Annotated in this window: 18 protein-coding genes; 6 read left to right on the top strand and 12 right to left on the bottom strand. The window is 65.0% G+C overall.

The features are described 5' to 3' along the window. Positions 1-5: 5 nt before the first annotated feature. The 4 genes from ACQR10_RS04310 to ACQR10_RS04295 are packed head-to-tail and all read right to left on the bottom strand — an operon-like array spanning position 6 to position 9,178. Entirely contained in the window at positions 6-3,110 is a 3,105-nt protein-coding gene (locus tag ACQR10_RS04310; protein ID WP_316215842.1) for an efflux RND transporter permease subunit, read from the bottom strand. Continuing rightward, a complete protein-coding gene (locus tag ACQR10_RS04305) occupies positions 3,110-6,238 on the bottom strand; it encodes an efflux RND transporter permease subunit (protein ID WP_434885608.1) in 3,129 nt (1,042 codons plus the stop codon). Before ACQR10_RS04305 ends, ACQR10_RS04310 begins: the two co-directional genes overlap by 1 nt. A 29-nt stretch (positions 6,239-6,267) precedes the next feature. Next, positions 6,268-7,665, bottom strand: coding sequence for an efflux RND transporter periplasmic adaptor subunit (locus tag ACQR10_RS04300; protein ID WP_316178679.1), 1,398 nt, complete (start codon positions 7,663-7,665; stop codon positions 6,268-6,270). Then, positions 7,655-9,178: an efflux transporter outer membrane subunit gene (locus tag ACQR10_RS04295; protein WP_434863643.1), complete on the bottom strand. Its 1,524-nt coding sequence runs from the start codon at positions 9,176-9,178 to the stop codon at positions 7,655-7,657. Before ACQR10_RS04295 ends, ACQR10_RS04300 begins: the two co-directional genes overlap by 11 nt. A 295-nt stretch (positions 9,179-9,473) precedes the next feature. On the opposite strand from ACQR10_RS04295, the gene ACQR10_RS04290 reads away from it, so the two are divergent. From ACQR10_RS04290 to ACQR10_RS04275, 4 genes are all read left to right on the top strand, one after another. Continuing rightward, on the top strand, positions 9,474-10,787 hold the full coding sequence (locus tag ACQR10_RS04290) for an NAD(P)/FAD-dependent oxidoreductase (RefSeq protein WP_434911795.1): 1,314 nt from the start codon (positions 9,474-9,476) through the stop codon (positions 10,785-10,787). A gap of 7 nt (positions 10,788-10,794) precedes the next feature. Next, positions 10,795-11,640 carry a DUF1365 domain-containing protein gene (locus ACQR10_RS04285; RefSeq protein ID WP_434911794.1) on the top strand — a complete coding sequence of 282 codons (846 nt, stop codon included), beginning with the start codon at positions 10,795-10,797 and terminating at the stop codon, positions 11,638-11,640. A gap of 109 nt (positions 11,641-11,749) precedes the next feature. Further along, positions 11,750-12,982: a cyclopropane-fatty-acyl-phospholipid synthase family protein gene (locus ACQR10_RS04280; RefSeq protein ID WP_316178952.1), complete on the top strand. Its 1,233-nt coding sequence runs from the start codon at positions 11,750-11,752 to the stop codon at positions 12,980-12,982. A gap of 81 nt (positions 12,983-13,063) precedes the next feature. Beyond that, a complete protein-coding gene (locus tag ACQR10_RS04275; RefSeq protein WP_316178672.1) occupies positions 13,064-14,098 on the top strand; it encodes a cysteine synthase A in 1,035 nt (344 codons plus the stop codon). Positions 14,099-14,166: 68 nt separating this feature from the next. On the opposite strand, the gene ACQR10_RS04270 is transcribed toward ACQR10_RS04275, so the two are convergent. The 4 genes from ACQR10_RS04270 to ACQR10_RS04255 are packed head-to-tail and all read right to left on the bottom strand — an operon-like array spanning position 14,167 to position 18,700. After that, positions 14,167-14,910 (bottom strand): amino acid ABC transporter ATP-binding protein, encoded by a 744-nt coding sequence (locus tag ACQR10_RS04270; protein WP_315799914.1) that lies wholly within the window; start codon positions 14,908-14,910, stop codon positions 14,167-14,169. Positions 14,911-14,932: 22 nt separating this feature from the next. Continuing rightward, positions 14,933-16,453 (bottom strand): amino acid ABC transporter permease, encoded by a 1,521-nt coding sequence (locus ACQR10_RS04265; protein WP_315799913.1) that lies wholly within the window; start codon positions 16,451-16,453, stop codon positions 14,933-14,935. After that, positions 16,450-17,655 (bottom strand): amino acid ABC transporter permease, encoded by a 1,206-nt coding sequence (locus ACQR10_RS04260; RefSeq protein WP_434886140.1) that lies wholly within the window; start codon positions 17,653-17,655, stop codon positions 16,450-16,452. The genes ACQR10_RS04265 and ACQR10_RS04260 overlap by 4 nt, the downstream gene beginning before the upstream one ends. Before the next feature lie 28 nt (positions 17,656-17,683). Next, complete coding sequence (locus tag ACQR10_RS04255) at positions 17,684-18,700, bottom strand: amino acid ABC transporter substrate-binding protein (RefSeq protein WP_434911793.1); 1,017 nt, start codon at positions 18,698-18,700, stop codon at positions 17,684-17,686. 316 nt (positions 18,701-19,016) lie between these two features. Between ACQR10_RS04255 and metC the strand changes: the two genes are divergently transcribed. Further along, positions 19,017-20,210 carry a cystathionine beta-lyase gene (gene metC, locus ACQR10_RS04250; RefSeq protein ID WP_316215847.1) on the top strand — a complete coding sequence of 398 codons (1,194 nt, stop codon included), beginning with the start codon at positions 19,017-19,019 and terminating at the stop codon, positions 20,208-20,210. 123 nt (positions 20,211-20,333) lie between these two features. Beyond that, positions 20,334-22,028 (top strand): Na/Pi cotransporter family protein, encoded by a 1,695-nt coding sequence (locus ACQR10_RS04245; protein ID WP_316215848.1) that lies wholly within the window; start codon positions 20,334-20,336, stop codon positions 22,026-22,028. A gap of 156 nt (positions 22,029-22,184) precedes the next feature. Here the strand turns inward: ACQR10_RS04245 and ACQR10_RS04240 are convergent, their stop codons facing one another. The 4 genes from ACQR10_RS04240 to ACQR10_RS04225 all read right to left on the bottom strand — a co-directional run bounded on the left by ACQR10_RS04240 (position 22,185) and on the right by ACQR10_RS04225 (position 25,889). Beyond that, positions 22,185-22,523 (bottom strand): lipid-A-disaccharide synthase N-terminal domain-containing protein, encoded by a 339-nt coding sequence (locus ACQR10_RS04240; RefSeq protein WP_315799908.1) that lies wholly within the window; start codon positions 22,521-22,523, stop codon positions 22,185-22,187. Then, a complete protein-coding gene (locus ACQR10_RS04235) occupies positions 22,517-23,260 on the bottom strand; it encodes a glycosyltransferase family 2 protein (RefSeq protein ID WP_315799907.1) in 744 nt (247 codons plus the stop codon). The genes ACQR10_RS04240 and ACQR10_RS04235 overlap by 7 nt, the downstream gene beginning before the upstream one ends. Positions 23,261-23,354: 94 nt before the next feature. After that, entirely contained in the window at positions 23,355-24,146 is a 792-nt protein-coding gene (locus ACQR10_RS04230; protein ID WP_315799906.1) for a phosphatase PAP2 family protein, read from the bottom strand. Beyond that, positions 24,147-25,889: an ArnT family glycosyltransferase gene (locus tag ACQR10_RS04225; protein ID WP_316215849.1), complete on the bottom strand. Its 1,743-nt coding sequence runs from the start codon at positions 25,887-25,889 to the stop codon at positions 24,147-24,149. Between the last annotated feature and the right edge of the window lie 50 nt (positions 25,890-25,939).

Below are 25,939 nucleotides of genomic sequence, written 5' to 3'. Positions count from 1 at the left end.
ACGGCTCATTCGGCAGGAGCTGCGAGCGGCTCCGGCGCCGAGCGGCGGCGCAGCCGGTCGATCAGCAGATAGATCACCGGCGTGGTGTAGAGGGTGAGGATCTGCGACACCAGCAGCCCGCCGATGATGGTGATGCCGAGCGGGCGGCGCAGCTCGGTGCCGGGACCGGTCGCGATCACCAGAGGCAGGCCGGCGAACAGCGCGGCGAGGGTCGTCATCAGGATCGGGCGGAATCGCACCCGGCAGGCCTCGAAGATCGCATCGGCCGATGACATGCCGCGCTGCCGCTCGGCTTCCAGCGCGAAATCGACCAGCATGATGCCGTTCTTCTTGACGATCCCGATCAGCAGGATGATGCCGACGAAGGCGATCACCGTCAGCGGCGTGTTGGTAACCTGCAAGGCGAGCAGCGCGCCGAGCCCGGCCGACGGCAAGGTCGAGATGATCGTCAGCGGATGCGCCAGGCTCTCATAGAGCACGCCGAGCACGATATACATCGCGGCCAGGGCGAACAGGATCAAGAGAGGCTGGCGGCCGCTGCTCTTGTTGAAGTCCCCGGCATTGCCGTCGAAGCTGCCGCGGATGCCCTCCGGCATGTGCAGCTCGTCGACGGCGCGCTGGATGTTGGCGGTCGCGGTCTGCAAGGGCACGTCCGGCAGCAGGTTGAACGAGACGGTGGTCGAAGGGAACGATTGTGAATGATACACCGCCAGCGGTGACAGACCGCGCTCGGCCTTGACCAGCGCCGACAACGGCACCTGCGCGTCCCCTGCCCCGGCCACATAGATGCGGTCGAGATTGGAGGGATCGGTCTGGAACTTCGGGTCGATCTCCAGCACGACCATGTATTGGTTGCGCTGGCTGTAGACGATCGAGATCTGGCGTTGCGCGAAGGCGTTGTTGAGCGCGTTGTCGATATCCTGGACGCGGACGCCGAGGCTCGCCGCCGTTTGTCGGTCGATCCGCAGCGCAAGCTGCAGGCCACCGGGATCGCGGTCGCTTGAAATGTCGGTGATGCCGTCGACCGACTCCAGGCGCTTGGCGACAATCGGCGCCCATTTCTGCAGAAGGTCGAGATCGGGACTGCTCAACGTGTACTGGTAGTCGGAGTCGCTCTGGCGGCCGCCGGTGCGCACGTCCTGCGCGGCGAACATGAAGAGCCGAATGCCGGGGACCATCGCGAGGCTCCGCCGGAGGCGGTTGATCACGAGCTCAGTCGAGACGCCCTCGCGCTCCGCCGGGGACTTGAGGTTGATGAACATGGTGCCGCGGTTGGACGTCGCGCCGCCCGGCCCGCCGCCGCCCCCGACCGTCGAGCCGATACCGGCCACGGCGGGATCGGCCATCACGATGTCGGCGAGCCGCTGCTGCAGGCCCAGCATGGACTGGAACGAAATGTCGGCCGAGGCGCGCGTCGCACCGATGACGAAGCCGGAATCGTCGGTCGGGAAGTAGCCCTTGGGCACCTTGATGTAGAGCGTCACCGTGAGCGCGATGGTGGCGAAGAACACGATCAGGGTGAGAAACGGATAAACCAGCACGCCGCGCAGCGTCCAGGCATAGAAGCGGACCATGCCGGACAGCGCGCCTTCGACGATACGGTCGAACCAGGTGGCACGATCGGACAGCGTCTCCTTGATGTAATGCGCGCAGATCATCGGCGTCACCGTCAGCGATACCAATGTCGACACGACGATCGCGAAGGTCAGCGTCAGCGAGAACTCACGCAGGAGACGGCCGACGACGCCGTCCATGAAGATCAAGGGCACGAAGGCTGCAATCAGAGAAAGGCTGATCGACAACACGGTAAAGCCGATCTGGCGGGCGCCATCGAGCGCGGCGCGCATCGGCGACAGGCCATGCTCGAGATTGCGGTACATGTTCTCGATCATGACGATGGCGTCGTCGACGACGAAGCCGACGGAGATCGCGAGCGCCATCAGTGACAGATTGTCGATCGAGAAGCCTGCGAGCCACATCGCCGCGCAGGTACCGGCAAGCGCCAGCGGCACCGAGACGCCGGCCGCGACCGTCGGCACCAGACGGCGAAGGAACAGGAACACGACGATCATCACCAGCACGGCGGTCGCGAGCAAGGTCCACTGCATGTCATCGACCGAGGCGCGAATGGTCCCGGTGCGGTCGACCAGCGTGGAGATCTCGATCCCCGCCGGCAGCCATTGCTTGAGCTCCGGGATCAGCGCCTTCACCCGGTCGACCGTCTCGATCACGTTGGCATCGCCCTGCTTGGCGATCTGGATCAGCACCGCCGGCTGCTTGTTGAACCAGGCGATCGAACGCACGTTGCGCACGGAATCCTCGACGTCGGCGACATCCGACAGCCGTACGAAGCTGCCATTGCTGCTCTTGATCAGGATGTCGCGGAATTCGGCCGCGCTGCGCATCTGCCGGTTGATGGCGATGGTCTCGCTCTGGCGGCCGCCCTCGAAGATGCCGACAGGCCCGATCGGATTGGCATTGATGATCGCCGTCCGGACATCGTCGGTCGAGATGCCGGCATTGGCGAGCGAGACCGGATTGAGCGCGATGCGCACGGCGGGTTGATCGGCGCCGCTGACCGTGACGTTACCGACGCCGGGTACCTGGAACAGCCGCTGCGCGAGCACGGTGTCGGCGACGTCATACATCGCGCTCGTCGTCATCGTCTTCGAGGTCAGCGCCAGAACGAATACGGGAGCCGCGGCCGTGTTCGCCTTGCGGAACCGCGGCAGCGCCGGAAGGTCGCTCGGAAGGTCCGACAGCGAGGCATTGATGGCCGCCTGCACGTCGCGCGCGGCCTTGTCGATGTCGCGGCCGATCGAGAATTGGATCTGGATGTTGGTGGTGCCGAGCGAGCTCGTCGAGGTGATCTGGTTGACGCCCGCGATCTCGCCGAGTCGCCGCTCCAGCGGCGCCGCGACCGTCCCCGCCATGACGGACGGGTCCGCGCCCGGGCGCGACGCGCTGACGAAGATCGCCGGGAAATCGACGTTCGGCACCGGCGCGACCGGAAGGAAGATGTAGGCGACGATCCCGACCAGGAACAGGCCGATCGAGAGCAGTGTGGTGCCGACCGGCCGGCGAATGAACGGCTCGGAGATCGAGGCCATCACTGGACGCCTTCGGTCGCACCTGCAATCGGCGGCGACGGCAGGTTCGGCGCCGGCGGCAGCGCGCGCTCGAAGCGACGATTGATGCGGTCGAGCGCGAGATAGATGACCGGCGTCGTGTACAGGGTCAGCAATTGGCTGAGCAGCAGGCCGCCGATGATGGAGATGCCGAGCGGAAAGCGCAGCTCCGAGCCGGTGCCGCTCTCGATCGCCAGCGGCAGCGCACCGAACAGCGCGGCCAGGGTCGTCATCATGATCGGGCGGAAGCGCAGGAGACACGCTTGCACGATCGCGTCGTAAGGCGTGCGGTTCTCGTGACGCTCCGCCTCGAGCGCGAAGTCGATCATCATGATCGCGTTCTTCTTGACGATGCCCATCAGGAGGATGATGCCGATCAAGCCGATGACCGAGAGATCCTGGCCGAACAGCATCAGGGCCAGGATGGCGCCGACGCCCGCCGACGGCAAGGTCGACAGGATCGTGATCGGATGGATGTAGCTCTCATAGAGCACGCCGAGCACGATGTAGATCGTGACCACGGCCGCCAGCAGCAGCCAGGGCTGGCCGGCCAGCGACTTGGCGAATTCGGCGGCATCACCCGAGTACACGCCGATGATGCTGCCGGGCATGCCGATGCGGTTCTCGGTCGCATGGAGCGCGTCGACCGCCTCGCTCAGGGCCACGCCGGGCGCGAGATTGAAGCTCAGCGACACCGCCGGAAACTGCGCCTGGTGCGAGATTGCCAGCGGCGCGGTGGTGCGCTTCAGGCTTGCCACCGCCGAGAGCGGCACTTGGCCGCCGGCGCCAGGCAGATAGAGCTTCGACAGGATCGAGGGATCGCGCTGATACATCGGCAGCGCCTCCAGCACGACGCGGTACTGGTTGGCCTGGCCATAGATCGTCGAGATTTGCCGCTGCGCAAAGGCGTCATTGAGCGTGTCGGTGACGCCCTGCAGACTGACGCCGAGCTGGCCGGCGCGCTGACGGTCGATGGTCAGCTCCGCGCGCAGGCCGCCCTCCTGGGCTTCGGAGGAGACGTCGCGGAACAGAGGGGCGCGACGCATTTCTCCGACAAGCTGCCTCGCCCATTTCGACACCTCGGCGGCATCGGCACCGGTCAGCGTGTATTGGTACTGCGAGCGGCTCGCCTGCGTCGAGATCTGCACATCCTGGACCGGCTGGAAGTACACGGTCATGCCGGGCACGCCCGAGGTCTTCTGCTTCAGCCGGTCGATCACCTCGGCGACGCCATCCTGCCGCTCGCCGAGCGGCTTCAAGGTCATGACGAGACGGCCGACATTGGTGGTCGGGTTGACCGATCCGGCGCCGATCACCGAGACGACGCCGACGACGTCGGGATCAGCCCGGATCGCGGCGGCGACATCCGCCTGGCGCTTCTGCATTTCGGCGAACGACACGTCAGCGCCGGCTTCGGTCACCGCCGTGATCGAGCCGGTATCCTGCAGCGGCAGGAAGCCCTTGGGCGCGACGACGTAGAGCGCCAAGGTCGCCGCCAAGGTCGCGAAGGTCACGACGAGCGTCTCGGTCTGCCGGTCGAGCACCCAGAGCAGGCTGCGGTGATAGACCGCCACCGTGCTGTCGATGAAGCGGCTGATAGCGTTCAGCCCCGGCAGCACCCACTCCTCGCTGGCATGCTTCAACAGCCGCGAGCACATCATCGGCGTCAAGGTCAGCGAGACCACCGCCGACGTCACCACTGCGATCGTCAAGGTCAAAGCGAACTCGCGGAACATGCGGCCGACAAGCCCCGACATGAACAGCAGCGGAATGAACACCGCGATCAGCGACACGGTCAGCGAGATCACTGTGAAGCCGATCTCGCGCGCACCGCGCAACGAAGCATTCATCGCGCTCTCGCCATTCTCCATGTGGCGCACGATGTTCTCGATCATCACGATGGCGTCGTCGACGACGAAGCCGGTGCCGATGGTGAGTGCCATCAGCGAGAGATTGTCGAGACTGAAGCCGGCAAAGTACATCACGCCGAAGCTCGTGATCAGCGACAGCGGCAGCGCGACGCCGGCGATGATCGTGGCCCGCAGCGAGCGCAGAAACAGCAGCACGACCAGCGTCACCAGCACCACGCTGAGCACCAGCGTGAACTGCACGTCGTGCACCGAGGCGCGGATGGTCACGGTGCGATCGCTGACGATGGCGAGCTTCACGCCGGCGGGAAGCGTGCGCTGCAGCTTCGGGATCTCGGCACGGATCTGCTTGACGACCTCGATGACGTTGGCACCCGGCTGGCGCTGGATGTCGAGGATGACCGCAGGGACACCCTGGTACCAGCCGCCGGTCCGATCGTTCTCCAAACCATCGATAATCGTCGCGACATCGCCGATCGTGACCGGCGAGCCGTTGCGGTAGGCAATGATGATCGGCTTGTAGGCGTCGGCGGCCGCGATCTGGTCGTTGGCCGTGATCAGATAGGCCTGCTGCGCCCCGTCGAGCGATCCCTTGGGACCGGAGACGTTTGCGCCTGCGATGGCGGCGCGCAGGTCCTCCATCGAGATGCCATAGGCGGCGAGCCGCGCCAGGTCGGCCTGCACGCGCACCGCGGGCTTGAGCCCGCCGAGCACCGAGACACGGCCGACGCCCGAGACCTGGCTCAGCCGCTGGGCCATGATCGTGTCCGCCATGTCACTCATCGCGCGCAGGGAGATCGTGTCCGAGGTCAGCGCGAGCGTCATGACCGGTGCGTCGGCCGGATTGACCTTGGCGTAGGTCGGCGGATAGGGCAGCGACTTCGGCAAGACGCCGGCGGCGGCATTGATTGCCGCCTGGACGTCCTGCGTGGCGCCATCGATGTCGCGTCCGAGATCGAACTGCAACGAGATCTGGCTGACGCCGAACGAGCTCGTCGAGTTCATCGCCGAGAGCGACGGGATCTGCCCAAGCTGGCGCTCCAGCGGCGCCGTGATCAGCGAGGCGATCACATCGGGGCTGGCGCCCGGCAGTTGCGTCGTCACCTGGACGGTCGGGAAGTCGACCTGCGGCAGCGCCGAGACCGGCAGCGCGAGATAGCCGAGCAGGCCGCCGATCAGCAGCGCGACGCCGAGCAGCGAGGTCGCGATAGGACGGCGGATGAAGGGTTCGGAGACGCTCATCGCGACTGCTCGTCACTCTTGCGGTCGCGTCATGGCTGCGCCTTCGCGCCGCGACCTGCCTCACTCCCTCCCTGGGGCGCTGCACCGGCATCGGTCTGGCCCGCGGCCTGAGGCCTGCGACGCCGCTCGCCGTCCTTCGGCGCGCCGTCAGGCGGCGCTCCGCCCTCCTTCGCCTGGTCCTTGCCTTGATCCTTTGCTTGCGGATTGCGGCCGCGTTTGCGAGGCGCCAGATCGGCCTGCGGCGTCTGCTCGGCGCGCCCGACCACCACTTTGACGCCCTCGGCGAGGTTGGCAAAACCTGTCGTCACCACACGGTCCGAGGGGCTCAAGCCGCTCGCGATCACGGCCTCGCTCTCATTCTGCTGCACGACCGCCACCGGATGCGCGGAGACGATGTCGCCCTCGCCAATCACGTAGCTGAACGTACCTGCCGGCCCACGCTGTACGGCCGACGTCGGCACCGTGATCGCCTGCGACAGGGTCTCGACCTTGAGCCGGACATTGACGAACTGTCCTGGCCAGAGCTGGAATTTGCCGTTGGGGAATTCGGCTTTCAGCTTCAGCGTGCCCGTCGTCTGATCGACCTGGTTGTCGATGCCCCGCAACGTGCCGGTGTCGATGACGGTGACGCCGTCATTGCCGAACACGTCGACGGCGAGCGGTCCGTTGGCGGCGGCCGCATTGACGCGCATGATCTGCTGTTGGGGCAGGCTGAACTGAACCGCAATCGGCTGCAGCTGCGTGATGACGACGAGGCCGGTCGCGTCAGAGGCATGAACGACGTTGCCCTGGTCGACCTGGCGCAGACCGGCGCGGCCGGAGAGCGGCGCCACGATCTTGGTGTAGCTCAAGGTCGTCGCCGCGTTGTCGATCGCGGCCTGATCCGCCTTGATCAGCGCCTGCTGCTGCGCCACCACCGCGCGCTGCGTGTCGGCCTGCTGCTTGGTGCCGGCATTGCTGGCGGCGAGCTGCTCGTAGCGGGCGAGGTCGAGCTTCTGGTTGGCGAGCTGCGCCTCGTCCTGCGCCTTCTTGGCGACGGCCTGGTCGTACTGCGCCTGATAGATCGCCGGATCGATCTCGGCGAGCACGTCGCCCTTCTTGACGTCCTGCCCTTCGACGAAATTGACCGCGATCAGCTTGCCGTCGACCTGGGAGCGAACCGTGACGGTATTGAGCGCGCGGACCGAGCCGACGCCGTCGAGATAGACCGGCACGTCCTTGATGGCAGGCGAGGCGGCCAGGACCGGAACGGGAAGGTCGGGCCGCGCGAAGCGGTTATTGGCCTGCTGCTTCTGCTGCATCGCCGACCAGCCGATATAGCCGAGGCCGCCTAGGATCAGCAGCGTGATCGTGATCGACACCAGCCGCCGCGCCACGCTGGACCGCGCGCGCTTCACTGCTCCCTTCTCGTCCGGTTTAAAGAGCATCGGCCGACTTCTCCATGCGCGGCTCCCAGCCGCCGCCGAGCGCCTGATAGAGGCTCACGAACGCCTGCAGGCGCGCCAGTTGCGCCTGCCATAGCGCGTCCTCGGCCTGGAACAGCGTCAATTGCGTATTCAAGACTGTCACGATGTCGGCAGTTCCCGCGCGCAGTTGCTGCTCGGACAATTCGAACGCACGACGCGAGGCGGTAACGACCTGGCGCTGCAGTTGAAGCCTGATCGTGGTCTGCTTGATCGAGAACAGCGCATTGTCGACGTCGGTGAAGGCCTGGATCACGGTCTTGCGGTAGGTCTGCAGCAGCTCATCCTGGCGCGCTTTGGCATTCTCGAAATTGCCGAGAATCCGGCCGCCGTCGAAGATCGGCTGGGTCAGGCTGCCGGCCAGGCTGAAAAACGCCGCATGCGGCTGAAACAGCGAGGTCAGCGCTGCACTCTGATAGCCTCCGTTTCCGGTCAACTGGATGCTCGGAAAGAATTGCGCCCGCGCGCTGCCGACATTGGCGGTGGCTGACGCCAATTGGGCCTCCTGCCGGCGGATGTCGGGACGCTGCGTCAGGATCTCCGACGGCAGACCAGGCGTGACCCGCGGAGTCCTGATCTGGTCGAGCGAGCCGCCAATGACCCGAATGCCTTCGGGCGATCGCGCGACCAGCACAGCAAGCGCATTGACGTTCTGATCGAGCGTCTGGCGCAGCGGCGGCACCGCCGCCTTCTGATTGGCGAGCACGCTCTCCTGCTGCGCGACGTCGAGATCATTGCCGGTGCCCGCCTTCTGCCGCTCGCGGATGGCATCGAGCACACGCGTGGCGCTGGCGATGTTGCGCTCCGCCGTCCGAATCCGATCCTGGGCGGCCAGCACCTGGAAATAGGCATTGGCGACGGTGGCGAGCGTCGTCAACTGCGTGACGTCGCGGTCGAAGCGGTTGGCCACCGCGGTCTCCTCGGCCGCCTGCAGCGCGTCGCGATTCTGGCCGAAAAAGTCGAGCTGGTAGCTCGCAGAGAGCGAGGCCTGGTAATTGACGACCTCACGGCCGCCATTCGTGAGCCCGCTGGAGCTCGACCCGGACGTGCGCGAATAGGTCTCCTGCCCCGTGCTCGACAGGCTCGGCAGCAGTGCCGCGCCGGCCTGCCGCGCCAGCGCATCGGCCTGCCTGAACCTGGCCACAGCAGCGGCAATATCGAGGTTGACGCTCTGCGCCTCCTCCATCAACTGGGTCAGCTCGCGTGATCCGAAGCCGCGCCACCAATCGAGCTGCGGTGGCGCCGCCGTGTCGGAACCGGACGCCGCTTTGTAGCGCCGTGGCATGTCGAGGGCCGGGTCGGGAATATCCTGCGTCAGCAGGCAGCCGGCCGAGCTTACCGCCAAGCCGACCGCGGCGATCCAGCGGACGAAATGCCGCAGGCCCGCCGGAGCGCGGTTCTCCCGCGTCCCGGCAACGATCCGCGGGTCAGCGGACGCGCGGCAAGGCTCGTCGACGGCAATCGGCACGGTGGACACTGGCGTGATGCTTCCCTGTAGTCTTGGGAATCATTCTAGCCGCAGCCCACGGCGCCGGACAGCCCTGCAGCCGCCGTCTCCCCGGCAGCGATGGTGCCGATAAAGTCCGCCGAATCGACAAATCTCCCGTAAATCAGCAGAGTTTCGTGCAGGCGCGGCCCCGGACCACGGCTGCCGCCTTACCAAGATTTCATCTGTCCAATGCTGTTTTAGGCGGGGTGTGACGCGGCGAGCGCGCCCGTGAAACCCTTTGGCGGGGACTCCGTAACTTGCACGTGAACTTCAGGGGGCACTTATGCGAATTGCGGTGGTCGGAACGGGTATTGCGGGTAACGCCGCGGCCTGGTCCCTGGCGAAGCGTTATCCGATCACCGTCTACGAGCGCGATCTCCGTCCGGGCGGCCACAGCCACACCGTGACGATCGACTATGACGGCGCTCCGGTCTCCGTCGACATCGGCTTCATCGTCTACAACGAGCTGAACTATCCAGAGCTCACCGCCTTGTTCGATCATCTGGGGGTCGAGACGGTCGACAGCAGCATGAGCTTTGCCGTCACCGCGGATGCCGGCCGCTTCGAATGGAAGGGGGGCGGCAATACCTGGCTCGACACCGCCAAGGGGCTGTTCGCGCAGCCGAGCAACCTGCTGTCGACATCCTATCTCTGGATGCTCAGGGACATCCTGACCTTCAATGAGCAGAGTACAGCGGACTTCAAGGCCGGCCGCCTGCATGGCCTGACGCTCGGGGACTATTTCCGGCGCAACCATTTCGCGCCGCGACTGCTCACCGACTATCTGGCGCCGATGGGTGCCGCGATCTGGTCGGCCCCGGCATCCGAGATGCTGGACTTCCCGGCCGAGAACTTCGTCGCGTTCTTCAGCAATCACAGGTTGCTGCAATATGATCGCCCGGTCTGGCGCACCGTCAAGGGCGGCAGCCGCCGCTACGTGGAGAAGCTGACGTCGAGCTTCCGCAACCACATCAGGCTCGGCAGCGCTGTGACGAGCATCGAACGCACCGGCCACGGCGTCGTCGTCCAAGATAGCAGCGGACGTCGGGATACCTACGATCATGTGGTGATTGCCGCGCACAGCGACCAGGCTTTGTCGATGCTCACCGACGCGGACGAGCGGGAGCGCGGCATCCTCGGTGCGATCAAATATTCGCCCAACACGATCTATCTGCACCGTGACAGCCGGCTGATGCCAAAGCGCCGCCGCGCCTGGGCTTCGTGGAATTTCCTGCGCTGGCAGCGCGAGGGCGTTCCCATGAACGATGTCGCCGTCACCTATTGGATGAACAATCTGCAGGACATCGACGACGCCAGGCCGCTGTTCGTCAGCCTCAATCCACCCTTCGCTCCGGCTCCGGAGCTGACCTTTGGCAAATATATCTGTGAGCACCCACAATATACGGCTGCCGCCTTTGCGGCGCAGAAGCGTCTGGCAGCGATTCAGGGGCAGCGCCATACCTGGTTCTGCGGGGCCTGGACCGGCTACGGCTTCCATGAGGACGGGCTGCGCTCGGGTCTCGCCGTGGCAGAGGCGCTCGGCGCGAGCGTGCCATGGCGCGGGTTTCCAACCGAGCTCGCCGAGGCTGCGGAATAGGCGCGATATGGGCATGGATCACTCGGGGCCGGAAGATCGAACGGAAGCGGCCGCGCTCTATGTCGGAGAGGTCATGCACGCCCGCATGCGGCCGACCACGCATCGCTTCCGGTATCGCGTGATGAGCCTGCTGATCGATCTCGGCCGGCTCGACCAGGCGGACCGGCAGACCTCGCTGTTCGGGGTCAATCGGCGCGCGCTCTACAGCTTCCACGAGGCCGACCACGGTCCGCGCGACGGCTCGTCGCTGCTGGCCTATGCGCAGACCTGCGCGGCGGATCAGGGGATCGATCTCAGCGGCGGACGCGTGCTGCTGCTGTGCTATCCGCGGCTGCTCGGCTACGTGTTCAATCCGCTGTCGGTCTATTTCTGCTATCGCAGCGACGGCGCCCTGGCGCTGATGATCTACGAAGTCCGCAACACCTTCGGCGAGATCAAGCCCTATGTGCTGCCGGTCAGGTCCGATCAGCTGTCCGCGGCGGGGCTGCGCCAGACGCAGGACAAGACCTTCTACGTTTCGCCGTTCATCGACATGGCGATGCGCTACCATTTCCGCATCATGCCGCCGGGCGACAAGGTCAAGTTGCGGATTCTGGAAACTGGCGCCGACGGGCCTCTGCTGGCTGCAACCTTCTCTGGCCGCCGTCGCGGGCTGACGTCCGGCTCCCTGCTCGCTGCCTTCGTCTCGCTCCCGCTGGTGACCGTCAAAATCTTCGCCGCGATCCACTGGGAGGCAGTGAGGCTGTGGGCCAAAGGCATCCGCCTCGTGCCGCGCGGCGAAATCAGTGCAAGCCCTGGAACCAATACCGGCTTGGCGGGGAACGGCAGCCACGCTTATATATCACGACGCTGACCGGAAACGGCCGGCTCGCTCTGCGTCCGTGATTCCCTGCCCGCACAGGTGCCACACCGGCCAGCCGACGGGGACGTGGGCTGGAGCCGTTTGCGTGAGTGGACCTGCCATGCCGGACGTCATCCCAGTCACCCCTGATACCATCGACAAGGTGCTTGCCGATCTTCCCCGCCTGCCCCGCCTTGCCCTGGGCTTCGGATCGCGGTTGCGAAAAGGCACGCTCGACGTGACCCTGCCGGACGGACGGGTGATCCGGCTCGGCGGCGTTGAGCCCGGGCCGGCCGCCGCAATGATCCTGGCCAATTACGGCTTCGCATCGCGCCTTCTCAATGGCGGCGACATCGGCATCGCCGAAGCCTATCTGAACGGCGACTGGGATACGCCGGACCTGACGCAGTTTCTCTATCTGTTCTGCGTCAACCAGCACCTGCTGCAGTCGATGCTGGAAGACAAGCCGCTGATCCGGTTTGCCCAGCTGGTCCGGCACTGGTTCAACCGCAACACCAAACGTCAGGCGAAGCGCAACATCTACGCCCATTACGACATCGGGAATTCGTTCTACTCGGCCTGGCTCGATCCGAGCATGACCTATTCCTCGGCCTTGTTCGAGGAGCACACCACCGACCTCACCGCTGCGCAGACCAACAAGTACAAGCGGCTGGCCGAGGCGATCGATCTCAAGCCCGGGCAGAAGCTGCTCGAGATCGGCTGCGGCTGGGGCGGCTTTGCCGAATATGCCGCCAAGACGTTCGGCACCAAGGTCGTTGGGCTGACGATCAGCCAGCAGCAACGCGATTTTGCACAGCGCCGCATCCACGAGGCCGGGCTCGCCGAGAAAGTCGAGATCCGCCTGCAGGACTATCGCGACGAGCGCGACCGCTACGACCGTATCGCCTCGATCGAGATGATCGAGGCGGTCGGCGAGCAGTTCTGGCCGAAGTATTTCTCGCAACTGCGAGACCGTCTGCTGCCGGGCGGACTGGCCGGTGTCCAGGCCATTACCATCCAGGACAGCCTGTTCCAGCACTATCGCCGCGAGGTCGACTTCATCCAGCGCTACGTTTTCCCGGGGGGCATGTTGCCAACACCGCAGATCCTGAAGTCGCTTGGCGACCGCTTTGGCATACCCGTCATCCGCGAGCGCATCTTCGGGGAAGATTATGCCAGGACGCTGGCGATCTGGCGAAATAACTTCCGAGAGGCTTGGCCTGACCTCACGCCCGCCGGATTCGACGAGCGCTTCAGGCGGCTCTGGGAATATTATCTGTCCTACTGCGAAGCAGGTTTCCTCTCTGGGAACATCGATGTTCGCCAGGTGGTCTTTGCGAAATCAGGGGGCTGATCCAGCCGGCTTACGCTCCCCTGGATATCAGGCTAGGGTCCTCTTAAGTGTGCTCGAGGAAACTCCTACGGTATCTGCAAAATGACCATTCATAACGACGTCGTCGCGGCGATCGGCAATACGCCGCTGATCAAGCTCAAGCGCGCCTCGGAGGCGACGGGCTGCACCATTCTCGGCAAGGCCGAGTTCATGAACCCGGGCCAGTCGGTCAAGGACCGTGCCGGCAAGTGGATGATCCTGGAGGCCGAGAGACGTGGCGATCTCAAGCCGGGCGGCCTCGTGGTGGAGGCCACTGCCGGCAACACCGGCATCGGTCTGGCCGTGGTCGCCAGCGCGCGCGGTTATCGCACGCTGATCGTGATTCCGGAGACGCAGAGCCAGGAAAAGAAGGACATGCTACGGCTGTGCGGCGCGGAGCTGGTCGAGGTGCCGGCGTTGCCGTTCAGCAATCCCAACAACTATCAGCATGTCGGCCGCAGGCTCGCCGACGAACTGCGCAAGACCGAGCCGAACGGCGTGCTGTTCGCCGACCAGTGGAACAACCTCGACAACGCCAAGGCGCATTATGAGTCCACGGGACCCGAGATCTGGGAGCAGACCAACGGCAAGGTCGACGGCTTCATCTGCGCGGTCGGCACCGGCGGCACGATTGCCGGCACCAGCCGCTATTTGAAGGACAGGAACAAGGATATCGTCACCGCCTGCGCCGATCCGCACGGCTTCGCCATGTACGAATGGTTCAAGAACGGCGTCGTCAAGTCGACGCCCGGCGACTCCATCACCGAAGGCATCGGCATCGGTCGCGTGACGCCCGTGATCGAGACCGCCAAGGTCGACGACGCGTTCCTGGTGTCCGACGAGGATGCCGTCAACACGATCTACGACCTCGTGCAGCATGAAGGCCTGTGCCTGGGCGGCTCGACCGGCGTCAACGTCGCCGGCGCGGTGCAGCTCGCCCGGAAGCTCGGCCCCGGCCACACCATCGTGACCATCCTGTGCGACTCCGGCACGCGCTATCAGTCGAAGCTGTACAATCCAGAGTTCATGCGTTCGAAGAACCTGCCGGTGCCGGCTTGGCTCGAGAAGCGCAGCGGGATCAAGCCGCCGTTCATGTAGGACGCGAAAGACGAGTAGCGAACGAGAAACGACCTCTATTCGCTATTCGCATCTCGCAATTCGCCCCATCAATGCCGCAGGATCTGGCTCAGGAACAGCTTGCTGCGCGCATGCTGCGGATTGGCGAAGAACTCCTGCGGCGTGTTCGATTCGATGATCTGGCCGGCGTCCATGAACACGACGCGGTTGGCGACCTCGCGCGCGAAGCCCATCTCGTGGGTCACGACCAGCATGGTCATGCCCTCCTTCGCGAGATCGACCATGGTGTCGAGCACCTCCTTCACCATCTCCGGATCGAGCGCCGAGGTCGGCTCGTCGAACAGCATGACCTTGGGGTTCATCGTCAGCGCGCGCGCGATGGCGACACGCTGCTGCTGACCGCCCGACATCTGGCCCGGGTATTTCTGCGCCTGATGCGGGATCTTGACCCGCTCCAGGAACTTCATCGCGGTCGCCTCGGCTTCCTTCTGCGGGATGTTGCGCACCCAGATCGGCGCCAGGGTGCAGTTCTCCAGCACGGTCAGATGCGGAAACAGGTTGAAGCTCTGGAACACCATGCCGACCTCGCGGCGAACCTCGTCCACGCGCTTGAGGTTCGGACCGAGGTCGATGCCGTCGACATTGATCTCGCCCTCCTGGAATTCCTCGAGCGCGTTGATGCAGCGGATCAAGGTCGACTTGCCTGAGCCCGAAGGCCCGCAGATCACGATGCGCTCACCCTTCCCGACCGAGAGATTGATGTCGCGCAAGACGTGGAATTCGCCGTACCACTTGTTGAGGGCGGAAATGCTGACGATCGAATTTGCAGTCATGGATCTCTCGATGATCTCTGGCTCAATGGCGCCGGTGCGCGTTGACGCGGCGCTCGACCAGCAGGGAGTAGCGTGACATGCCGAAGCAGAAGGCGAAGTAGATCAGCCCCGTGAAGGCAAAGCCGGTGAAGGCCGTGGTCGGCGTCGCCCAGACCGGATCGGCAAACGAGGCCTTGAGGCTGCCGAGCAGGTCGAACAGCGCCACGATGGACACCAGCGAGGTGTCCTTGAACAGCGAGATGAAGCTGTTGACGATGCCGGGGATCACGTGGCGCAGCGCCTGCGGCAGCACGATGAAGCTCGTCGTCTTCCACCAGGACAGGCCGAGCGCGCTCGACGCCTCCGCCTGGCCGCGCGGAATGGCCTGCAGGCCGCCGCGGATCACCTCGGCCATGTAGGCGCCGGAGAACAGCGCAACGCCGATCAGCGCCCGTACCAGGCCATCGACCCTGGCATTGCCGGGCAGGAACAGCGGCAGCATGTAGGTGGCGAAGAACAGCACGGTGATCAGCGGCACGCCGCGGACCAGCTCGATGAAGGCGATCGAAAAGATGCGGATCAGTGGAATGGTCGAGCGGCGGCCGAGCGCAAGCGCAATGCCGATCGGCATCGACGCAACGATGCCGATCACCGAGACGACCAGCGTCACCAGCATTCCGCCCCACAGCCTTGTGTCGACGATGGGAAGGCCGCCGCGATCGAGGCCCATGATCGCAATGACGACGGCAATGCCAGCGAAGGTCGCGGCCGTGGCGATGACGCTGCGCAGCGCCCTGCTCCCGCCGCCGACGATGAACACCAGCGCGGTGACAATGATCGCCGAGAGCGCGAGATCATTCCACACGGGCTGGTGAGATTGCTGCAGTTCGTTGCGGATCCAGACCAGTGGCCAGATCACGAGCGATGCGAGCGTTCCGATCAGAACGACCAGCTTGCCGAGCAGCCACAGCAGCATGCCGACCACCGGCACGTTGTCGCCGGCGCGCATCAGCGCGTTGCCGGCCGTATCGATGCTCTCGACGAACACCTGGAGGGCGCCTGTGGTCCAGCTCACGCCGAAGCCCTCCAGCCCACCGCCATAGAGCAGGAAGAACGCGACCACCGGCAGCGCGAAGAAGAACAGGCCCGCGTTCAATCCTTTGGCAGGCAGGCGCGGAATCAGCAGCGGCACCAGCAGCACCACCGCCAGCACATAGGTCAGATTGACGCGCCAGCGGTCGGCCTCCGGGTAGAAGCCGTACATGAACTGGCCGAACTTCGCCGAAATGTAGGGCCAACAGGCGCCGACCGGATGGCCGGCGTTCTGCGCCAGGCATGCTTCGCGGTCCTTGCCGACCCACACCGCGTCGACCAGCAGGAACTTGACCGCCGGGATCACGGTGAACCAGATCAACAGCGCGCTCACCAGGGTGAGCAGGATATTGGTCGGCGAGTTCAACAGCCTCGTGCGGACGAAGCCGACGAAACCCGTCGTCTTGATGGGCGCCGGGCGTTCTCCGGCCATGTCCTGACGGATGAAGGTTGAGGCCGTGATGTCGGTCATGCGCCAAGTCTCTTCCCAAGCCGCCAGCTGTAGAAGCTCATCATCGCGCTCGTGATCAGCGACAGCGACAGATAGACGCCCATCGTGATTCCGATGATCTCGATGGCCTGACCCGTCTGGCTCATCGTCGTGCCCGCGAACACCGACACGAGATCGGGATAACCGATAGCGACCGCGAGCGAGGAGTTCTTGGTCAGGTTCAAATACTGGTTCGTCAGCGGCGGCAGGATGACGCGAAGCGCCTGCGGCACGACGATCAGGCGCAGCACGGTGCCTCGGCTCAGTCCAAGCGAGAGCCCCGCTTCCATCTGTCCCTTGTGGACCGAGAGAATGCCGGCGCGCACGACCTCGGCGATGAACGACGCCGTGTACATGGTCAGCGCCAGGGTCAGCGCGACGAGCTCTGGAATGATGCGCGAACCGCCGGCGAAGTTGAAACCCTTGAGCGCCGGTACCTCGAACGAAATCGGCACGCCGAACACGAGCGCTGCAATCAGCGGCAGGCCGATCAGCAGCCCCAGCACCCAGGGCCAGATCCGCATCACATGGCCGCGGAGGAACAGCTCGCGCCGCGCGTAATAGTGCAGACCGACCGAGACCACGATCGCCACACCGAGCGCGATCACGAACGGCATGAAGCCGGGCTCCTCAATCGGGCGCGGAACGATGAAGCCGCGGTTGTTGAGAAAGAAGGTCGAGAAAAGAGAGATGCTCTGTCGCGGTCCGGGCAGAGCCGCCAACACCGCAAGATACCAGAACAGGATCTGAAACAGCAGCGGCAGGTTGCGGATCAGCTCGACATAGGCGCCGGAGACTCGCGACAGCAATGCGTTCGGTGACAAGCGGCCAAGCGCAACCAGAAAGCCAAGGATGGTCGCCAGCACGATACCTATGACGGAGACCAGCAGCGTGTTCAGCACGCCGACGATCAGCACGCGACTGTAGCTGTCGGAGCCGGAGTAGCTGATCAGGGTCTGGTTGACGTCGAAGCCGGCCGTGTTGTTGAGGAAACCGAAGCCCGACGTGATGCGCTGGGCGGCGAGGTTGCTGCGTGCGTTGGCCACGATCTCGTAGCCAACCCACACCAGGACTGCGACGAACAGGATCTGCAGGATGATGCCGTTCCATCCTGCCTTGCCACCCAGCATGCGCTTCAGCCGAAGCCCATATTGCGCAGGCGGTAACCTCGCTTCGATACTCATTCGCCGCAGCCCCGCTATCGTGCAGTGATCAGCGGATCGGCGGCGCGTACTGCAGGCCGCCCTTGTTCCAGAGCTGGTTCAGACCGCGCGCGATCTGCAGCTTGGAGCCCGCGCCGACGTTGCGGTCATACATCTCGCCGTAGTTTCCGACCGCTTTCACGATCCGGGAGAACCAGTCCTTGGTGAGGCCGAGCTGCTCGCCGAGATTGCCATCGGTGCCGAAGGCGCGCTTGAAATCAGGCTTGTCCGACTTGGCCATCTCGTCCACGTTCGCCTGGGTGACGCCCATTTCCTCGGCCGTGATCAGCCCGAACAACGTCCACTTCACGATGTCGAACCACTGGTCGTCGCCGTGGCGCACCATTGGGCCGAGCGGTTCCTTCGAGATCACCTCGGGCAGCACAACATGGTCGGCCGGATTGGAGAGCTTCAGGCGCTCGGCATAGAGGCCGGAGACGTCGGTGGTGAACACGTCGCAGCGGCCGGATTCATAGGCTTTCACGGTCTCGTCGGCGCCGGCGAACGCGATCACCTCGTACTTCATCTTGTTGGCCTTGAAGTAGTCGGCGAGGTTTTGCTCGGTCGTGGTGCCAGTCTGCACGCAGACCGAAGCGCTGTTCAGCTCCAGCGCCGAGTTCACCTTGAGGGCCTTCTTCACCATGAAGCCCTGGCCGTCATAATAGGTAATGCCGGCGAAGTTCGCGCCGAGCGAGGTGTCACGCGACAGGGTCCAGGTGGTGTTGCGCGACAGCACGTCGACTTCGCCCGATTGCAGCGCGGTGAAGCGATCCTTGGCGGAGAGCGGCACGAACTTGACCTTGGTCGGATCGTTGAAGATCGCGGCGGCAATGGCGCGGCAGACGTCGACGTCGAGCCCGGTCCAGTTGCCCTTGTCGTCCGGGTTCGAGAAACCGGGCAGGCCCTGGCTGACGCCGCAGGCGAGCATGCCGCGATCCTTGACGGTCTTGAGCGTGTCGGCCTGGGCGCCGACGCTCGCCAGCACCGGGGCGAGAGCAAGAGTGAGAGCCAGAGTGACGCGTTTCATAAATACAGCCTTTCGCGGTCGTCCTTGGGGAGCGATGAAATCTCAGCGCGAAGATGGGGCCGACCTGAATCCGCCTTTGCAAACGCCATACCAAGAATCTGGCGCACGCAATGCACAACGGAGCCGTGCATGCGAGATGAAGCGGGAATCGCGGCAAGCCCCTCAACGTGCAGCGATCGAATTGCGCCGGCATCACAGAACGACTGGCGGTCCGGGTCAAGGGGTTGACGGGCCTGTTCTGCATTCTGTTATTAACGACCGCAGTGCAGCCTGATTTCCAGCTATCCCGGCAGGCTCAAAGAGAAAAGACACGCGAATGGCATTATCGAACGACCCCGCTGCGGCGGTGCGACAAAACGTCGAGACACGGCTGGTCACGGCGGGGCGGGACACGAAAGCGCAGCACGGATTCGTGAATCCTCCGGTCGTTCATGGGTCGACGGTCCTGTATCCAACGGCTGAAGATCTGCATGCACACCGCGGCGAATTCCAATATGGCCGCCACGGCACGCCGACCACCAAGGCATTGCAGCAGGCGCTGATGGCGTTGGAGGGCCCGCAATGCGCCGGCGTCGGCATCGCGCCGTCAGGTCTCGGGGCGATCTCGACGACCCTGCTGTCGGTGCTCAAGGCCGGCGACCACGTGCTGGTCTGCGACAGCATCTATCGCCCGACCCGCAATTTCTGCAACGGCATGCTGGCGCGCTACGGCGTCGAGACGACCTATTTCGACCCATTGATCGGCACAGGAATTGAGCAACTGCTCAAACCAAATACACGCGCGGTAGTGGTCGAGGCGCCCGGCTCGCAGTCGTTCGAAATGCCGGACATCCCCGCCATTGCGGCGGTTGCGCATGCGCATGGCGCACTCGTCATCGACGACAACACCTGGGCGACGCCGCTCTACCACCGCTCCCTCGATCAGGGCGTCGACGTCAGCATGCAGGCGGCCACCAAATATATCGGCGGCCACTCCGACATCATGTTCGGGACGATTTCGGCCAATGCGAAGGCGTGGCCGCTGATCTCCGAGGGCATCCGCCTGCTCGGCGTCTGCGCCGGGCCGGACGACGTCTTCCTGGCGCTGCGCGGCGTGCGGACGCTCGGCGTGCGGCTGGCGCAGCATCATCGGTCCGGCCTGGAGATGGCACGCTGGCTCGCCGCCCGCCCCGAGGTGATCGAGGTCCTGCATCCTGCGCTGGAGAGCCATCCGGGGCATGCGATCTGGAAGCGGGACTTCACCGGCGCCTCCGGCCTGTTCAGCATCGTGCTGCAACCAAAGCCGCAAGCCGCGGTTGATGCGATGCTCGACACGCTGACGCTGTTCGGAATGGGCTATTCCTGGGGCGGCTTCGAGAGCCTGGCGATTCCGTTCGACTGCGCGAGCTATCGCACGGCCACCACCTGGGCGCCCGGCGGCCCCACGCTGCGTCTGCATATCGGCCTGGAGAATGTGGAGGATCTCAAGGAGGATCTCGACCGAGGCTTTGCGGCGTTCAACGCATCTTAGCCACATCTTGGGCAGCCCATGGAACGCCCTGCGATCAGGCACGCAGGGCCGACAAAATAGCGTTGATCCCCAGCCGATTGGGCGTAGCCTTCGCGGCAGAGGTCGCGGAGACGAACGGAAATCATGGTTCTGCTCGATCTGATGGGCGGCGTGGCGTTGCTGCTGTGGGGCCTTCACATGGTCCACAGCGGCATTCTTCGCGCCTTCGGCCCGGATCTCCGGCTGCTGCTATCGCGGGGGCTGCGTAACCGCTTCAGCGCCCTCGCCGCCGGGCTCGGCCTGACCGCTCTGCTCCAGAGCAGCACGGCGACCGCGCTGATCACGACCTCCTTCGCGGCGGAAGGCCTGGTCGGCCTGATCCCGGCGCTGGCGATCATGCTCGGCGCCAATATCGGCACCACGCTGATCGTGCAGGTCCTGTCGTTCAACGTGGCGGCGATCGCCCCCATCCTGTTCGTGCTCGGCCTGGTGGCGTTCCGCAGCGGGCCGCGATCGCGCATCAAGGACCTGGGGCGGGTGTCGATTGGCCTCGGCCTGATGCTGCTGTCGCTGCACATCCTGATCGACACCCTGGCGCCCGCTGAAGAAGCGCCGGCGATGCGCGTGTTCATGCAGGCGATCACGGCCGATGTCACGCTGTGCATCATCTTCGGCGCCGTCGTCACCTGGATCGTGCATTCCAGCGTCGCCAGCGTGCTGCTGGTGATGTCGCTGGCCTATGCGCACTTCATCACGGCCGATGCCGCGTTGGCGCTCGTGCTTGGCGCCAATCTCGGCAGCGCCGTCAATCCGGTGTTCGAGGGCGCGCGCCGTGACAACCCGGCGAGCTATCGCCTGCCCGTCGGCAATCTCCTCAACCGTGTCATCGGAGTCGCGCTGATCGCGCCGTTCCTGCATCCGCTCGCAGCGCAATTGCAGCAATTTCAGCCCGATCTGTCGAAGCTGACGGCCCAGTTCCACATGGCTTTCAATCTCGGCACGGCCGTGGTGTTCATCGGCCTGCTCGGCGTCATGGAGAAGCTGCTCGTCAGACTGTTCCCCGACCGCCCGGCGGAGGTCGATCCGGCCAAGCCGCGCTATCTCGACGAGACCGCGCTGGAGACACCGTCGCTGGCGCTTGCGGACGCCGCGCGCGAGGCGCTGCGAATGGGCGATCTGGTCGAGACCATGTTGCGCAATGTCATGACCGCGATGATGACCAACGACCGTGGCCTCGTGGATCAGGTGTCACGCGCGGACAATGTCGTCGACCGGCTCGACGAAGCCATCAAGCTCTACATCACCAAGCTGACGCGGGGCAGCCTGGACGACCGTGAGGGCAAGCGCGCGATGGAGATCATCTCCTTCGCGATCAACCTCGAACACATCGGCGACATCATCGACAAGAACCTGAGCGAGCTCGCGACCAAGAAGATCAAGCGCAGGTTCCAGTTCTCTGCGGAGGGCGCCGACGAGCTGCAGGCCTTTCACCGCCAGATCATGGAGGCGCTCCGCGTCGCGTTCGGCATCTTCATGTCCGGCGATGCGCAGCAAGCCCACCAACTGCTCGATCAGAAAGCCGAGCTCCGCAACGCAGAGCTCGGCGCGACCGAGCGGCACCTCGAACGTCTGCGCGAGGGCCGCTCGGAGACGCTCGAAACCACCTCACTGCATCTCGACGTGCTGCGTGACCTCAGGCGTATCCACTCCCACATCTGCTCGGTCGCCTATCCCGTCCTGGACGCGGCCGGCGAAGCGGCCAGCCGCCGCAGCGAGGCGGCAGACAGCGGGGCCACCGTCGCCCTGCCCGCATCCTCTGCAAAGCCGCTGCCGCGCTGAGCGTAGGACGGCGCTACGAACCGGTTGTTCCGCATGCCCGCGCCGGGGCCGAAGCGCCTTCGGCGCGGAGAGAGCTGGGCGCGAACTGCGATGGGAGAGGCAATGCCTGTCCTGCGCCAGCGAACATCCGCCCTGTGAACCTGAAGACGGCCCCGATCAATTGCTCAGCGTCTGGGATTCCCGCTGGCGGTTCTTGAAGATCAACATCACGTTGCGGACGTAGATGATGTTCGACAGCAGCTGGCCGAAGATGATGACCGGCTCGCGCTTCACGAGACCGTAGATCAGCGTCATCAGCCCTCCCCCGATCGAGAAGAACCAGAAGGCGATCGGCACCACGCTCTTGCCCGCGCGCTCGCTGGCGATCCACTGCACAAGGAAGCGCGCGGCGAAGGCCAGCTGGGCGGCAAGGCCGAACACCAGCCAGAAATCGAATTTGGCGACGAAGATGTCATAGAGATAGTTGCTGAACGCCTGCCCGAATTGAATCAGCATGACTTCACCTCGATCGCAACCGGCGTCGGCTTCTTGCGGCGGATCAGCCACCACACGCCGGCGAGATCCATGATCCCGATCCACAGCCGGTCGAAGAACCCGTAGTTCGACACGCCCGAATGCCGGGGACGATCGATCACGTCGATATAGGCGATGTCGTAGCCCTCGCGCCGCACCAGGGCGGGAAGGAAGCGGTGCAGACCATCGAAATACGGCATCATCAGGAACACGTCGCGACGGACCGCCTTGAGGCCGCAGCCGGTATCGCGGGTGCCGTCATGCAGCACCGCATTGCGGATCTTGTTGGCCAGCCGCGACTGTAGCTTCTTGAAGCCGGTATCCTTGCGGCCGACGCGCTGCCCTGCGACGAGGCCGACGCCTGCACCGCCCTTTTCGAGCGCGGCAATGAGGTCGGGCAAGAACGCGGGATTGTTCTGGCCATCGCCATCCAGCGTGGCCACCATGGCGCCATGGGCCGCGCGGATGCCGCTACGAACCGCAGCCGATTGGCCGGTCGATTTCTCATGCCGCAGCACACGCAGGTTCGGCCGCCGTGCCATTTCCTCGGCGAGCCGCTGCGCGGTGTCATCGGTCGAGCCATCGTTGACGTAGATGATCTCGTAGGACCACAGACCATCGAGCGCCGCCGCGATCTCGGTGATCAGCGGAACGATATTGCCGGCCTCGTTGCGCACGGGAACGACGATGGAGACGGCAACGGGGGTTTCGGTCGACAAGATGAGAACTCGTAATGGCGTGACTGGACCGGTTGCTGCCCCGGGCGCTGCGGCGGAGGCTTCTTATGGGGCTTGGGGCCGCCTATCAACCCCTTTAGCGCGGTACGATTTGGCCGTCCTTGCCCAGGCGGAAACCCAGCCGCCGGGCTGCGAACCAGTAGCGGACCAGCATGGCGCAGGCCAATCCGACCACGGCGCCGGCGACCACATCGCTTGGATGATGGGCCAGCAGCACCAGCCGGCTCAGGGCGATCACGACGGCATAGATGAACGCGGGAACGCGCCATCGCGGCCAGACGGCGGCAACGGCGAAGGCCAGCGCAAAGGCCGTCACCGCATGCGCGGAGGGCATGCTGAAATAGGCAGGTGTGCCGTTGAACGGGTCGAAGTTGAAGGCATTCGCCTTGCCGCCGACGAAGGGGCGGCCGCGGCCGATGATGTATTTCAGCACCTGAGCCACGAGCACCGAGCCCAGCACCGCGAAGAAGGCGTACTGAACGTGGGTGGCGAAATTCAGCAGGCGGCTGCGCGTGGCCTCGGGCCATAGCGGCGCGATCAGGATCGTCACGATGACGCCGACTGCCAGCAGACCCAGCACGTATTCATCCTGGCCGAACTCGGTGACGATGCGCCATGGCCACATGCTGGGGGTGCCGCGGGCGGGCATCAACCCGATCTCATAGGCATCGAAGGCAACCATCAGGATCACGATCGCGCCCAAACCGATGCCAATCAGCAGGAGAAGTTCGCGCCATAGACGCTGCCGGCTCGCTGCATCGGGCGCCGTCTGCGGCCGGCGCACCAGCCGTCCCAGCGAGAATTTGCCGACCAGCGCGAGCTGCGAGACATAGCCGGAGGAAGACGGAGAGGTGTCGGGCGCCGACATCTATTCGGTGCCCTCCGAGCGATAGATCGCGATCGAGACCGGGCGGCCCTGCGAGATGTTGTAGCCGTCGATCCGCTTGGCGACGTTGTAGCGCAGCCCGATCGCCTCGGCGCGCTGCACGAAGGCGCGCTCGGTGCGCTGCTCGACAAGCGCGAAGCGGCACGTGCCGTGGTTGAGGAAGTCGGCCGCCCCCGAACCGTCGGTGAGCTGGGTCGAGGTTCCCGTCATGAACACGAGGCTCGGCTCGTGGAAACCTGCCGCCGCCGCCTTCGGCCCGACGCAGACCACGTTGCGCAGCGCGCGCGCAATCTCCGCGCTGGGAAAAAGCGGCGTCAGCGCCGGCAGCACGGCGCCATACACCACGAACGCCAGGAACATCGCCGCCACGCCGGCATTCAAGAGCGAGCGCTCGGCACGGCCGTCGTCATAGAGCCACCAGGCGAACAGGCCGAAGATCAGCGACGCCGCCACGAATGGCCAGGCCAGGAACACCGGCTGGTGCGTCACGATGATGGCGCCGATCACGGCCACCACCGAGGTGATGGCGGGAATCGCGAACCACCAGGCGGCGCCGCGGCGCAGCCACGAGCGCGATAGCACCCGCCGCTCCAGCGCGCCCACGGTCAGGATGGCGATCGCCGGATACAGCGGCAGCACGTAGTGCGGCAGCTTGGTCAGCACCGCCTCGAAAACGATCCAGGACGGCACCAGCCAGGCCAGGAGGAACTGCGCCCCGGGCTCGCGCCGCGCGCGCCACACCGCGGGGGCTGCCATTGCGGCCAGCGGCGCGCCCGGCCAGAAGGTGATGAACAGCAGCAGCAGATAAAGTCCCGGCGGTGCGCCGTGCGACTCCTGGGCGCCGATCTTGCTCAGCATGTCGCCGCCGACGGAATCGGCGAAGAAGGTGTCGCCGGCGCGCAGGAAGATCAGCACGAACCAGGGCAGCACCAGCACCAGCATCCACATCAGCCCCCACAGAGGGCGCAGACGCGACAGCCAGCCGGCGCCGCGATCCATGATCGCCAACGCCAAGATCGTCAGTCCTGCGAACATCAGGATCAGCGGGCCCTTGATCAGGATGCCGCCGGCGAGCGCCGTCCAGAAGATCGCAGGCGGTCCCCACGGCGGATGCACCGGATCCTCGCCGCGCTGCCACGACAGATAGACGCGCGCCAGCGCGCCCATCGCGGCCACCACGGTGAACAGCAGCATCGCGTCGGTCTTGGCGAGCCGGGCTTCCACCCCGAGCAGGACCGAGCAGCACATCAGGAGGGCGGCGAACACCGCGCCGCGCCGTGTCACGAAGGAGAGCGCGGTCCAATAGGTCAGCAGCACCGCGCCGATCGCGCCGATCAGCGAGGGAATGCGGTAGACCCAGATGCGGAGCTGCGCACGCGGCAGCCCGATCGCCGACGCCGTCTCGACCGCAGCCGATTGCAACCAGTAGATGCCGACTGGCTTCTTGTAGCGCACGTCGTCCTGGAAGCGGATGTCGACATAATCGCCGCTCTCGACCATCTGCTTGGTCGCCTGGGCGAAGCGCGCCTCGTCACGATCGATCGGCGGGATGGTGAAGAAGCCCGGCAGGAACAACAGCAGCCCGCAGACGAGCAGGAACGCCACCGCCCTGGTGTGGCTCACGGTGACGGCATCGATCATCCGCACCAGCCGATTGCCTGGATTGACCAGGTTCTTCGGCTCGCGCGGCTCTCCAAAACGGGGGCGGGCATAGGTCTCGACCATGGGGTTCCGAATACGCTGAAACCGCCATGCCGACAACCGCTTAGCGAACC

This window comes from Bradyrhizobium sp. HKCCYLRH2060, from assembly GCF_051168135.1.
GTDB lineage: Bacteria > Pseudomonadota > Alphaproteobacteria > Rhizobiales > Xanthobacteraceae > Bradyrhizobium.
Note: the sequence above shows the minus strand (reverse complement) of the source record. Positions and strands in the feature narration are given on the sequence as shown.